The organism is Phenylobacterium ferrooxidans (assembly GCF_042714595.1).
In the GTDB taxonomy this organism is placed as follows: Bacteria; Pseudomonadota; Alphaproteobacteria; order Caulobacterales; family Caulobacteraceae; genus Phenylobacterium; species Phenylobacterium ferrooxidans.
The window spans coordinates 42674-55315 of record NZ_JAOTJD010000004.1; the positions used below are offsets into that span (position 1 = coordinate 42674).

14 protein-coding genes are annotated in these 12642 nt (G+C 68.8%); 12 read left to right on the forward strand and 2 right to left on the reverse strand.

Annotated elements, in window-relative coordinates:
* Positions 1-46 precede the first annotated feature (46 nt).
* From fliM to OCL97_RS03415, 4 genes are read left to right on the forward strand one after another with little or no spacing between them, the layout of a single operon-like run.
* Positions 47-1039 (forward strand): flagellar motor switch protein FliM, encoded by a 993-nt coding sequence (fliM, locus tag OCL97_RS03400; RefSeq protein ID WP_370868426.1) that lies wholly within the window; start codon positions 47-49, stop codon positions 1037-1039.
* Positions 1036-1653 carry a DUF6468 domain-containing protein gene (locus tag OCL97_RS03405; RefSeq protein ID WP_377367611.1) on the forward strand — a complete coding sequence of 206 codons (618 nt, stop codon included), beginning with the start codon at positions 1036-1038 and terminating at the stop codon, positions 1651-1653. Before fliM ends, OCL97_RS03405 begins: the two co-directional genes overlap by 4 nt.
* Positions 1650-2627, forward strand: coding sequence for a MotE family protein (locus OCL97_RS03410; RefSeq protein WP_377367613.1), 978 nt, complete (start codon positions 1650-1652; stop codon positions 2625-2627). The genes OCL97_RS03405 and OCL97_RS03410 overlap by 4 nt, the downstream gene beginning before the upstream one ends.
* Positions 2628-2631: 4 nt before the next feature.
* On the forward strand, positions 2632-5559 hold the full coding sequence (locus OCL97_RS03415; protein WP_377367615.1) for a tetratricopeptide repeat protein: 2928 nt from the start codon (positions 2632-2634) through the stop codon (positions 5557-5559).
* On the opposite strand, the gene fliP is transcribed toward OCL97_RS03415, so the two are convergent.
* On the reverse strand, positions 5560-6357 hold the full coding sequence (gene fliP, locus OCL97_RS03420) for a flagellar type III secretion system pore protein FliP (RefSeq protein WP_370690245.1): 798 nt from the start codon (positions 6355-6357) through the stop codon (positions 5560-5562).
* Positions 6357-6632 (reverse strand): flagellar biosynthetic protein FliO, encoded by a 276-nt coding sequence (locus OCL97_RS03425; protein WP_377367618.1) that lies wholly within the window; start codon positions 6630-6632, stop codon positions 6357-6359. The genes fliP and OCL97_RS03425 overlap by 1 nt, the downstream gene beginning before the upstream one ends.
* A 106-nt stretch (positions 6633-6738) precedes the next feature.
* Here OCL97_RS03425 and flgB point away from each other — a divergent pair, with 106 nt between their 5' ends.
* From flgB to flhB, 8 genes are all read left to right on the forward strand, one after another.
* Positions 6739-7152 carry a flagellar basal body rod protein FlgB gene (flgB, locus tag OCL97_RS03430; RefSeq protein ID WP_377367743.1) on the forward strand — a complete coding sequence of 138 codons (414 nt, stop codon included), beginning with the start codon at positions 6739-6741 and terminating at the stop codon, positions 7150-7152.
* 11 nt (positions 7153-7163) lie between these two features.
* Positions 7164-7583, forward strand: a complete 420-nt coding sequence (gene flgC / locus OCL97_RS03435) for a flagellar basal body rod protein FlgC (protein ID WP_377367620.1) — start codon at positions 7164-7166, stop codon at positions 7581-7583.
* 11 nt (positions 7584-7594) lie between these two features.
* Positions 7595-7900, forward strand: a complete 306-nt coding sequence (locus tag OCL97_RS03440) for a flagellar hook-basal body complex protein FliE (RefSeq protein ID WP_304782049.1) — start codon at positions 7595-7597, stop codon at positions 7898-7900.
* A gap of 103 nt (positions 7901-8003) precedes the next feature.
* The gene (locus OCL97_RS03445) at positions 8004-8780 is read left to right on the forward strand and encodes an ATP-binding cassette domain-containing protein (RefSeq protein ID WP_304782053.1); all 777 of its coding nucleotides are present in this window, start codon (positions 8004-8006) and stop codon (positions 8778-8780) included.
* Complete coding sequence (locus OCL97_RS03450) at positions 8777-10315, forward strand: glycine betaine ABC transporter substrate-binding protein (RefSeq protein WP_377367623.1); 1539 nt, start codon at positions 8777-8779, stop codon at positions 10313-10315. The genes OCL97_RS03445 and OCL97_RS03450 overlap by 4 nt, the downstream gene beginning before the upstream one ends.
* A gap of 141 nt (positions 10316-10456) precedes the next feature.
* Positions 10457-10720: a flagellar biosynthesis protein FliQ gene (fliQ, locus tag OCL97_RS03455; RefSeq protein WP_377367625.1), complete on the forward strand. Its 264-nt coding sequence runs from the start codon at positions 10457-10459 to the stop codon at positions 10718-10720.
* Positions 10721-10725: 5 nt separating this feature from the next.
* Positions 10726-11484 carry a flagellar biosynthetic protein FliR gene (fliR, locus tag OCL97_RS03460; protein WP_304782061.1) on the forward strand — a complete coding sequence of 253 codons (759 nt, stop codon included), beginning with the start codon at positions 10726-10728 and terminating at the stop codon, positions 11482-11484.
* Position 11485: 1 nt separating this feature from the next.
* A complete protein-coding gene (gene flhB / locus OCL97_RS03465) occupies positions 11486-12610 on the forward strand; it encodes a flagellar biosynthesis protein FlhB (RefSeq protein WP_377367627.1) in 1125 nt (374 codons plus the stop codon).
* The last annotated feature ends 32 nt before the right edge of the window (positions 12611-12642 follow it).

Sequence of the window (12642 nt, forward strand, 5' to 3'; positions counted from 1 at the left end):
CGCCGAGGGCGAAGATTGGGCTGATGCGGAGCAATCCGCCGACAGCATGATCGGCTCTGAGCGCATCCTCAATCAGGATGAGATCGACAGCCTGCTGGGCTTCGATCTCTCCGACGAGGAGGCGGCCGAGCGCTCGGGCATTCGCGCCATCATCAACTCCGCGCTCGTTTCGTACGAACGCCTGCCGATGCTGGAAATCGTCTTCGACCGCCTGGTGCGGTACATGACGACCTCCCTGCGCAATTTCACCTCCGACAACGTCGAGGTCAGCCTCGACAACATCTCCTCGATCCGGTTCGGCGACTATCTGAACTCGATCCCCCTGCCGGCCATCCTGTCGGTGTTCAAGGCCGAGGAGCTGGAGAACTACGGTCTGCTGACCGTCGACTCCAACCTGATCTATTCCATCGTCGACGTGCTGCTGGGCGGACGGCGCGGCACTGCGGCCATGCGCATCGAGGGCCGTCCCTACACCACCATCGAACGCGTGCTGGTGCAGCGGATGGTCGAGGTGGTGCTGGCCGACGCCAAGCTGGCCTTCGAGCCGCTGACCCCGGTCACCTTCACCCTGGACCGCCTGGAGACCAATCCGCGCTTCGCCGCCATCGCCCGGCCTCCGAACGCCGCGATCCTGGTCAAGCTGCGGGTGGACATGGAGGACCGCGGCGGCCGCATCGAGCTGCTGTTGCCCTACGCCACCCTCGAGCCCATCCGGAAGATGCTGCTGCAGCAGTTCATGGGTGAGAAGTTCGGCCGCGACAACATCTGGGAAGGCCACTTGGCCACCGAGCTCTGGACCACCCAGATGGAGGTTCGCGCCGTCCTGGACGAACAGCAGATCAGCCTGAAAGAGGTCCTCAACCTCGAGGTCGGCCAGACCATCATGCTCAACGCCACCCCCGACAGCCTCATCGAGCTGCGGGCCGGAACCATCCCACTCACCCGGGGCCGTATGGGCCGCCGCAATCATCACATCGCCATCCGTGTGGAAGCGCCCCTGACGCCCCACGCCCGGCGCGCCGTGCAGAGTTTGAAATGAGCCTGATCGCCCTTGGGATGAACCTGATGCTGGCCGGCCTGCTGGCCGCCGCCCTGATGATGGGCTTCCGGCTCAATATCCGGCTGAAGCATCTGCGCGACAGCCACGACGGCTTCGCCAGAGCCGTGGCGGAACTGGACATCGCCGCCGCCCGCGCCGAGCAGGGCCTGGCCGACCTGCGGGCCGCCACCGACGAAGCCACCGACGCCCTGGCAGACCGCATCGAGAAGGCGCGCGCCCTGACCGCCAAGCTGGACCGCCAACTGCAGGGCGCGCCCGCCGCCGCCGCCCCGACCCATCCCGACCGCCTCGAGCGCACCGACCGCGCCGACCGCCCCGACCGCATGGACCGGGCCGAGCGCATGGCTCGGGCCGATCGCGGCGCGCCGATCCCCTTCCGCCGCGAGGCCGTCGAGGTGGATGAGGAGGACGTCGAGCGCGTCACCCATCGCCTGGGCGCCCTGCTGTCGGCGGCGCGTGAGTCCCGCGCCCGGCCCGAGCCCGAGCGGTTCGTCCGTTCCGATATCGCCCCCACGCGCCAGCGTCCCCGTTTTGAAGACGACCTGTTTGACGGCCCCACCGATCGCGTGGCTGTCGCTGGAGCCCGCCGATGAAGAATATCCCCCGTATCCTGCCCCTGGTGGGCATCGCCGCCGCCGGGGTCCTGGCGGTCAACGCCATGGCCGGCGCCAAGTCGCTGCCCGACATGTTCTCCGGCGCCAAGGCCTTCGCCGAGGAAGCCGCCAAGCCCCTGAACGGCAAGGACGGCGCTGACGCCGGCAAGGCGCCGGCCGCCACGGTGGGCGCCGAGGGCGCGGCTGTCGGCTCGGCCCTTGACGCCTCTTCCCTGTCGCTGGCGCCCAAGGCGCCTCCGGCCGTCTGCGCCCCCACCGCCGCCGAACTGGCCAAGGAGGCGGGCTTGTCGCCCGCCGAGTTGCAGATCCTGCAGAGCCTGGGTTCGCGCCGGGGCCAACTGGATCAGCGCGAGCAGGACCTCGACGTGCAACTGGCCCTGCTGGCCGCTGCCGAGGCCAAGCTCGACGCCAAGGTCAAGACCCTCACCGGCCTCAAGGGCGACATGCAGACCCTGCTGAACCAGGCCGACGGCAAGGAGCAGGGCGAGGTGGACCGCCTGGTGAAGGTGTTCGAGGGCATGAAGGCCAAGGACGCCGCGCCCCGCATGGTCCTGCTGGACGACTCCGTGCGCCTGCCCATCGCCGGCAAGATGAAGGAGCGCTCGCTCTCGGCCATCATCGCCGCCATGCCGCCGGCCGAGGCCAAGCGCCTGACCGAGAGCCTGTCACGTCGCTTCGCCGACGCCCGCAGGGTCGCGGCCAACGCCGAGGGCGCGGCCTCCAACGCCGCGGCGAACGTCGCGGCGCCGAAGCAGGCCTCCATCGACCCCACCGCCGAACCGGCTCCGGCCCCCAAGGCGGCGCCGCGCAAGGCCGCGCCGAAAAAGGTCGCCGCCCGCAAACCCGCGCCGAAGGCCGCGCCGGTGCAGCAGGCGGCCGCGGCCCCGGCCGCCGCCGCTCCGACCGCGCAACCCGCCACCCCCGCGGCGGCGGCTCCGCCGAAGGCCGGCTAGTCCATTGAGCCTGCGCCGGGCCCTTCACTCCAGCGTCGCGGCGATCTGCATCGCCGGCGTGATCGCGCCCACCGGCGTGGCCGCGCCGGCGCAGGTCGCGGCTCGCGGCCCGCTGGACGTGCACGTGGCCCAGGCCAAGGACTTCTCGCGCATCGAGCTGCACTGGGCGGGCGGCGCGCGCGCCGTCACCAGACGCGACGGCCAGGTCCTGACCCTGAAGTTCAACCGGGACGCCAATCCCGATATCTCGCGACTGCGGGTCGATCCCCCCAAGTGGCTGAAGACCGCCGAGGCCCGCCACTCCGGCGGCGGGCTGGAACTGGTCCTGACCCTGACCGAGAACGCCGAGGCCAAGGTCGGGAACGCCGACGGCGCCACCTATATCAACCTGTTCGAACGGCCCCCGCCGCCCGAGCCCGAACTCGCGGCGACCTCGGTCCCGATCGTCGCGCCAGAGCCGCCGCGCCCCAATCCCGTCCCGGCCAGCGGCGTGGTGGCGATGGACGCCAAGCTGGTCAACGGACAGGTCATGCTGACCTTCCCCTGGGCCAATCCGAACGGGGCGGCGGTGTTCCGAAGGGGTGACGCCATATGGGTTGTGTTCGACGCGCCCGCCGATCTCGACGTCTCCAGGGCCCCTCGGGGCCTTCGCCAGTTTTCCAAGGTGCAGAGCTTCAAGGGCTCTGACTATTCCGCCGTCCGCATCGCCGCGCCAAAGGGCACCCCCTTCTTCGCCTCGGCCCAGGGGGCGGTCTGGACCGTGGCCATCGGCCCCGGCGCCCAGAGCCAGAGCAGCCAGGTCCGTATCGTCCGCGATGATGTCGGCGGACCAGCGGCCCTCAAGGCTGTGGTCTCCGGCACGACCCGAACTCTGAAGGTGGGCGACCCCATCGTGGGTGACACCCTGTCGGTAGTCACCGCGCTCGGTCCCGCCAAGGGCGTGCCCAGCCGCCGTGAATATGTTCAGATGGCCGTGCTGCCGTCGGCCCAGGGCATGGCGCTGGAGTCCTATGTTGACGATCTGAACCTCAGCCACGAGGGCGATCTGGTGCAGATCGGCCGGCCGACTGGCCTGACCCTGTCGCCGATCTCGGCGGGCGTCGAACGGGCCGAGGCCGATCTCGGGGCTCCGCAGCCGGCCGGGATGCCGGCCCTGATCGACTACGCCAACTGGCCGAAGACCGGCAAGGGCGGCTTCCTGGTCCGCTACAACGCCCTGCTGAACGCCTCCATGGATGAGGCCAGCAAGGGCCGGGACGCGCCCGTGGCCGCCCGCATGGCGCTGGCCCGCTTCCTGGTGGGCTCGGAGCTCTCCTTCGAAGCCATCGGGGTGCTCAACGACACGGCGCGCACCCACCAGGAATTGCTGGACGACCCGGAGTTCCGCGGCCTGCGCGGCATCGCCCGTGTGATGGCGCGGCGCTACAAGGAGGCGGAGGCAGACTTCTCCGCGCCGATCCTGGCTGACGACCCCTCGGCGGCCCTGTGGCGTTCCTACGTCGCCTCCCAACTGGCCCAGTGGCCGGAGGCCCGTAGTCAGTTCGCCGCCGGCGCCGAGGCCTTCGACCAGTTCTCCCCGGCCTGGAAGGCCCGCTTCGCCCGCGGCGACGCCCAGGCGGCCCTCGCGCTCGGGGACATCGATGGCGCCGACGCCCGCATCAAGCTGGCCCTGATGGACAAGACCGCGCCGCTGGAGGAACTGGCCACACGCCTGGTCCAGGCCCGCGTGGTGGAAGCCCAGGGGCACCCGGAGCGGGCGCTGCGCATCTATGCCGCCGTCACCAGCGCCCCGGTGGAGTCGCTGTCGGCGCCCGCCCTGCTGCGCGCCACCCAGATCCGGCTGGCCTCGGGCAAGATCACGCCGGTCCAGGCCGCCAACGTCTTCGACGGCCTGCGCTACCGCTGGCGCGGCGACTCCACCGAGCTGGAGACGATCCGTGCGCTGGGCCAGCTCTATCTGAACCAGGGTCGTTACCGCGAGGCGCTGGAAGCGTTGCGGTCGGCGGGGCAAAGGCTGCCCGACCTGCCGGAAGCCCTGCAGCTGCAGAACGACCTGGCCGGCGCCTTCCGCGCCCTGTTCCTCAGCGGGACCGCCGACGGGCTGGAGCCGATCCAGGCGCTGGCCCTGTTCTACGACTTCAAGGAACTCACCCCCCTGGGCGCCGACGGCGACCAGATGGTCCGCAAGCTGGTCCGCCGGCTGGTGGATGTCGACCTGCTGGACCAGGCCGCCGATCTCCTGAAGTACCAGGCCGACAATCGTCTCGACGGCGTGCCCCGGGCCCAGGTGGCGACGGACCTGGCCCTGATCTACCTGATGGACCGCAAGCCCGAGCAGGCGCTGATGGCCATCAACAGCTCACGCACCACCATCCTGCCCACCGCCCTCAACGTCGAGCGTCGCCTGGTGGAGGCCCGCGCCCTGATGGCCCTCGGTCGCCTCGATGCGGCCCTGGAGGTCATGGAGCGCGACACCTCCCGCGAAGGCTCCGACCTGCGGGCCGAGGTGGTGTGGAAGAAGAAGGATTGGGCGGGCGCCGGCGTCCTGTTCGAAAAGTCGCTGGCCGACCGCTGGAAGTATCCGGGCCCGCTGGCCGCCGAGGAGGAGGGCAAGCTGCTCCGCGCCGGCGTCGCCTACAGCCTGGCCGGCGACGACGGGGCGCTGTCGCGTCTGCGTGAACGCTACCAGGGCTTCACCGACCAGGCCCGCAATCCGGACGCCCTGCGCGTGGCGCTGTCGGGTGTTCAGGATGGCCGGCTCAGCGTCGCCGATTTCGGCCGCATCACCGCCGACAACGAGGCCTTCGCGGGCTGGGTCGCCAAGATGAAGGTGCGGTTCCGCGACAGGCCCGCCCCCGTCGGCCTGCGCACCGCCGCCACCCCGACCCCGGCCAGGACGGCCCAGGCCGCGGCCCCGCCGAGCAAGGGCTGATCAGCCCCCGCCGGCTCCGCGCTGGAAGCTTTCCACAAGGCTGCCCGCCACCAGCCGCCAGCCGTCCACCAGGACGAAGAAGATCAGCTTGAAGGGCAGGGACACCACCACCGGCGGCAGCATCATCATACCCATGCTCATCAGCACGCTGGCCACCACCAGGTCGATCACCAGGAAGGGGATGAACAGCAGGAAGCCGATCTCGAAGGCGCGCTTGAGTTCCGAGATCATGAAGGCCGGGGTCACCACCCGGATCGGGATTTCCTGCATGGTCCGGGGCCGCTCGATCTTGGACAGCCGCACGAAGAGCGAGAGGTCCTCGCGGTCCACCTGAGACAGCATGAAGGTCTTCAGCGGCTCGCTGGCGGAGTCGAAGGCCTGCGGCAGCTCGATCTGCTGTTCCAGCAGGGGCTTGATCCCCTCGTCGTAGGACTTCTGCAGGGTCGGGCCCATGACGATGGCCGACAGGAAGATGGCCAGGCTGATGATCACCGCGTTGGGCGGGCTCTGCTGCAAGCCGAGCGCCGTGCGCAACAGCGACAGGACCACCACGATCCGCACGAAGGAGGTGGTCATGATGACGATCGAGGGCGCCAGCGACAGGACCGTGAGCAGGCCCATCAGCTGGACGACCCGCTCGGTCAGTCCCGCCCCGGTGCCCAGGTTGATGTTCACCGCCTGGGCCAGGGCCGTGGCCGGCAGGATCAGGCTGCCCAGGGTGATGAGCGCGGCCAGCAGGAAGGCCCGGCGCCAGTCTTCGGCGCGCAGCTGGATGAGGGACTTGAACCTTCCGGCCATCAGGCGCGGCCCTTCTTCACGGGCGGGAGGACCTGGCCCTCGCCCAGCAGCAACAGACGCTCCTCGCCGTCGCAGGAGACCAGAACCAGTCGCCGGGAAGGATCGAGCACCAGGCTTTCCACGACCGCGAGGCGGCGTTCCTTGCGGCCCGTGGCGGCGCTGAAGCGCGCCAGGGCCTCGGGTCCGAAGCGGCGCAGGGCCACGGCGGCCAGGCCCACGAGTCCCAGTGTGATGGCCAGGGCGAATACGGCCCGGGCGAAGATAGCGAAGTCCATCGCGATGAGACGGTGAGGAGGCGGCCGGCCGAAAGCGCCGGTCAGGGCCAGAAGTGCCGCAAGGGTCTTAAGGAGCGATTAACCCTATTTATTCACCATGTTTCCCATGGATATCGGCGACATCCCCCTGTTCTCGATGCTGCGCGGCCGGATGGGTTACCTGTCCGACCGCCAGAAGCTGATCGCCCAGAACGTCGCCAACTCCGACACCCCGGGCTTCTCGCCCAAGGACCTGAAGCCCTACGACTTCGCCGCGCAGATGAAGGCCGCCAGCAATGGGGCCAGCAGGGTTTCCGTGACCCAGGTGGGCCACATGCTGCCGCCCAGCCAGCGCAACGGCGGCGACTTCAAATCCAGGGTCGTCAAGGACTCCGAGACCACGCTCGATGGCAACTCCGTCGTTCTGGAGGAGGAGATGATGAAGATGTCCGACGCCCGCATGAGCTACGAGGCGGCGATCGGCTTCTACCAGAAATCCCTCAACCTGTTGCGGATGGCCGCGCGGGCTCCCGGGAAATAGAGGCGAAATAGATGCCCGAGATCAAACCGGTCAGCGGTGTCGCCCAGGCGATCGCCACCACCGCCCTTCGCGCCCAGCAGGGGCGGATGCGGATCATCGCCGAGAACATGGCCAACGCCGGGTCCACCTCGAAAGTCGCCGGCGGCGACCCCTATCGGCGGCAGGCCCCGGTCTTCACCGCGGTCAAGATCGACGGCGGCATGGGGGTGCGGATGAGCCGCGTCGACCCTGACATGAGTGACTTCAAGACCGAGTACGAACCCGGCCATCCGTCGGCCGACGCCAAGGGCTATGTGAAGACCCCCAACGTCAACACCCTGGTCGAGGCGCTGGATATGAAGGAGGCCCAGCGGGCCTACGAGGCCAACCTCAACGTGATCGAGACGGCGCGCGCCATGGAAACGCGCACCCTTGATCTGCTGAAGCGATAGGATCCTAGGCCATGATGACCGCGCTCGCCGCCGCCAAGGCCTACGCCTCCACTCAAGGGGTGGGGGCCGCCAAGCCAACCGGCGCCGCCGCCGAGGGCGGCCTCGATTTCGGGTCCCTGGTGAAGTCGGCCATGACCGACGCCATGCAGGCCTCCAAGCATGCCGAAAACCAGATCAAGGCCAATGTGGCGGGCAAGGCCGAACTGATCGACGTGGTCACCTCGATCTCAGCGGCGGAGGCCAGCCTGGAGACGGTGATGGCCGTCCGCGACCAAGTGATCAGCGCCTATCAGGAAATCATGCGCATGCCGATCTGAGGTCACTTGCCCGGGCGCGCGCCGCGCCGGGGCTTTTGCTTTGTCGCGCTTTCGGGCCGCGAACCGGAGTCCACTTCGCCGGAAAGCGCTCTATGGTCTGAGGATGCCACAGACCGCCATCGAACTCTCGGCCATCGAGAAACGTTACGCCGCCCATGCCGCCCTGGCCGGCGTCAGCCTCTCCATTGCGCCTGGCGAGTTCGTGGCCCTGGTGGGGCCATCGGGGTCGGGCAAGACCACCCTGCTCAAGACCATCAACCGCCTGGCGGCCCCGGACGCCGGCGCGGTGCGCGTGCTGGGCGAGGATGCGGGGGCGGTTCCGGTCCACGTCCTGCGCCGCCGCATCGGCTACGTCTTCCAGGAGATCGGGCTCTTCCCGCACCTGACCGTGGCCGAGAACATCGCCATCACCCCCAAGCTGCTGGGCTGGGACGCCGCGCGGACGGCCGCCCGGGTCGAGGAACTGCTGGGCCTCGTCGACCTGCCGCGAGAGATGGGCGGGCGCCTGCCGGCGGCGCTGTCGGGCGGTCAGCGTCAGAGGGTGGGCGTGGCCCGCGCCCTGGCGGCCGAGCCGAAGGTGATGCTGATGGACGAACCCTTCGGCGCCCTGGACCCGGTGACCCGCGACCAATTGGGAACCGACTACCGCGCCCTGCATGACCAACTTGGCCTGACCACGGTGATGGTCACCCACGACATGAGCGAGGCGGTGCTGCTGGCCGACCGGATCGTGGTGCTGAAGGCCGGTGTGATCGTCGCCGACGGGACGCCCGGCGGGCTCAGCGCCTCCAGTGTCGACCCCGATGTCCGCGCCTTGATGGACGCGCCGCGACGCCAGGCCGAGCGGCTGGCCGCCCGCCTGTCGGAGAGCGCCTCGTGAACCCGAACCTGGCCGCCGCCTTCGACCTGCTGCCCGAATACCTGGCCTGGCACGTGCTGCTGAGCGCCTCGGCCCTGGCGCTGGGCCTGATCATCAGCCTGCCGCTGGCGGTGGCCGCCAGCCGCAGCCCACGCCTGCGCTGGCCGGTCCTGGCCTTCGCCGGCCTGATCCAGACCATTCCAAGCCTGGCCCTGCTGGCCCTGTTCTATCCGCTGCTGCTGGTGGTCTCGGCCCTGAGCCTGTCGCTGACCGGGCACGGGTTCTCGGCCCTGGGCTTCCTGCCCTCCCTGCTGGCGCTGACCCTCTATTCGATGCTGCCGATCCTGCGCACGGCCACCACGGGCATCCTTGGTGTCGACCCGGCGGTGCGGGAAGCCGCCGACGGGGTGGGAATGACCGCCTGCCAGAAGCTGTTCCAGGTGGAGCTGCCGCTCGCCATGCCGGTGATCATGGCCGGCGTGCGCACCGCCGCCGTCTGGACCATCGGGGCGGCGACCCTCTCGACCCCGGTGGGCCAGACCAGCCTGGGCAACTACATCTTCGCCGGCCTGCAGACCGAGAACTGGGTCAGCGTCCTGTTCGGCTGCGCGGCCTCGGCGGTCCTGGCGATGACCGCCGACCAGCTGCTGGGGCTGATCGAAACGGGCGCTGCGAGGCGCGACCGACGGCTGATGATCGGCGGCGCGGTGGGCCTGCTGGTGGGGATCGTGATCGCCATCCTGCCTTTGGCCACCTTCGGCAAGCCGGCCAGCTACGTGGTGGGCGCCAAGAACTTCTCCGAGCAGTACATCCTGGCCGAACTGATGGCCGACCGCCTGGAACGGGCCGGCGCCACGGTCAGCCGCAAGGAAGACCTGGGCTCCGCGGTGGCCTACCGCGCCTTGGCGGCCGGTGAGCTGGACGTCTATGTCGACTATACGGGCACGCTGTGGACCAATGTCCTGAACCGCCAGGACAATCCGGGCCGCCAGGCGGTGCTGGACGGCCTGACCACCGAGCTCGAGAAGCGGGACGGGGTCACCGTCCTGGGCTCCCTGGGATTCGAGAACGCCTACGCCTTCGCCATGAAGGCCGACCGGGCCAAGGCGCTGGGTATCGTCAGTCTGGCCGACCTGGCCCGCGAGGCCCCCAAGCTGACCCTGGGGACCGATATCGAGTTCCTGTCGCGGCCGGAATGGAAGGCCGTCGACGCCGCCTACGGCTTCCGTTTCAAGGCCCAGAGGTCCTTCCAGCCTACTTTCATGTACCGGGCGCTCTCCGGGGGTGAGGCCGACGTGATCTCGGCCTTCTCCTCGGACGGCCGGATCGCCGCCGACAAGCTGGTGGTGCTCACCGATCCCAAGGGGGCCCTGCCGCCCTATGACGCGGTGATCCTGGTCTCGCCCCAGCGGGCCGACGACCCGCGCCTGCTCGCCGCGCTGAAGCCCCTGGTGGGTTCGATCCCGGTCTCGGCCATGCAGGGCGCCAACTACAGCGTCGACCGCGACACCGACAAGGCCAGTCCCGCGGAGGCGGCGAGGGGGCTTTCGAAGTGAGGTTTGGGCGCCGCCTGCAGTGGTTCCCAGGGCTCATAAGCAATTAGTCGTTTGGCTAAGTCCTTGGGGCCGGTAGCCCTTCGTTAACCATGTCTGCGCGAGATGGGGACAGTTATTCTCCCCTGTTTCGCGAGGCCCTTCATGAACGGCTCCGAGGTTCTGGACGTCGGTCGGGACGCTATCTGGCTGACGCTGCAACTGTGCGCGCCGGTGCTGATCGTCGGCCTGGTGGTGGGGGTGGCCATCGGCCTGATGCAGGCCCTGACCCAGATCCAGGAGGCCACCCTGGTCTATGCCCCCAAGATCGTCGCGATCTTCATCTCCCTGCTGCTCTTCCTGCCTCTGATGGGCGCCCTGATGAACAACTTCATGCGCCAGATCGCCGCCCGCATCTCGGCGATGTAAGGCGGGTGGAGTCCTACGCCACAGCTCAGCAGGTCTATGTCGGAGGACTGGTCTTCGCGCGGCTGTCGGCCCTGCTCATGCTGATGCCGGGGGTCGGGGATTCCACGGTGCCGCCACGGATCCGACTGTCCTTCGCCTTCCTCATGACCCTGATGCTGCTGCCGGTGGTGGCCCCCAACCTGCCGCCCGTCCCGGCCGCCATGGGGACCATGGTGGGCGGCCTGCTGAAGGAGGTGATCATCGGGCTGATGATCGGAACGATCCTGAGGATCTTCCTGATGGCGCTGTCCACCGCCGGCGAGATCATCTCCATCCAGACGACCCTGTCCTTCGCCCAGACCGCGGCGCCGGGCATCGCGCCGGGCTCCTCCACCCTCAGCACCTTCCTGGGGCTGATCGGCCTGACCCTGATCATGTCGACGGGGCTGCACCACCTGTTCCTCGGCGCCATCGTGAAGTCCTACACCCTGTTCCCCTTCAGCCGCGACCTGCCGGTGGCCGATTCCGCGACCCTGGCCGTGCAGACGGTGGCCGACTGCTTCAAGCTCGGAGTTCAGCTCTCGGCGCCCCTGCTGGTCTTCTCCCTGGTCTTCAACGTGGCGATCGGCCTGGTGGGCCGGGTCATGCCGCAGTTCCAGGTCTTCTTCGTGGCCTCACCGCTGATGGTGATCTTTGGCCTCTCGATCCTGGCGCTCAGCCTCGGTGTCATCGGCACCGTCTGGCTGAGCCGTTACCGCGATCTTCTCATGGTCTTCGGCGGCTGAGATGGCGGACGACAGCGATCCCGAGTCAAAAACAGAAGAAGCCACAGCTGGTAAGCTCAGCAAGGCGAGGGAGCAGGGCGACGTCCCCAAGACGCCGGACCTGCCATTGCTGGCCTCCTTCGCCGCGGCCGCCAGCGTGATCGCCTTCGCGGGCGGCGCGATGTGCCGCGACCTGGCCCTGGCCATGATGCCCTTCATCGCCCACCCGGACTCCATCAGCGTCTCGGGCGGCGGCAGCCAGGAGGTGCTGTACTACGTGATGAAGGCCGGGGCGCCGCTGATCCTGGGGGTGATGTTCGCCGCGGCCCTGGCTGGGGCGGCCGGCAACCTGGTCCAGACCGGGCTGATGTTCACCCCCAGCAAGGTGTTCAAGTTCGACTACAAGAAGATCTCGCCGATGGCGGGGCTGAAGCGGATGTTCGGGGTGGACGCCCTGATGCAGTTCGCCAAATCCCTGGTGAAGATCGGGCTGGTGGGCTGGATCGGCTATCTGGTGGTCAAGCCGCACATGGCCGAGTTCACACAGCTCTCGGCCATGGACCCCAACGCCATCCTGCCGTTCGCGGCCAGGCTGATCCGCGCCCTGGCCTTCTCCATCGCCGGCTTCCTGCTGCTGATCGCGGGCCTGGACTGGTTCTGGCAGAAGCAGCGCTTCATGAAGCGCCAGCGGATGAGCAAGGAAGACCTGAAGGAGGAGTACAAGCAGACCGAGGGCGACCCCCACATCAAGGGCAAGCAGAAGCAGCTGCGGATGGTGCGCGCCCGCCAGCGGATGATGCAGAACGTGCCCGGCGCCACCGTCGTGGTCATGAACCCGACCCACTACGCCGTGGCCCTGAAGTACGAGGCCGGCGGCCAGGGCGCCCCCCAGTGCGTGGCCAAGGGCATGGACGCCATCGCCCTGCGCATCCGCAAGGTGGCCGAGGAGGCCGGCGTGCCGGTCATCGTCGATCCGCCCCTGGCGCGCTCCCTCTACGCCTCGGTGGAGATCGAGGAGTTCATTCCGCAAAACCACTATGAGGCCGTCGCCAAGATCATCGGCTTCATCATGCAGAACGAGAAGCGGGCCGAGGCGCCGCAGCCGAAGCCCAAGATGGCCCCCACCCGTGTGCGGGTGCCCGGATGATGTCGGCCGGGGCGCCCATCCACCGTAAAGCC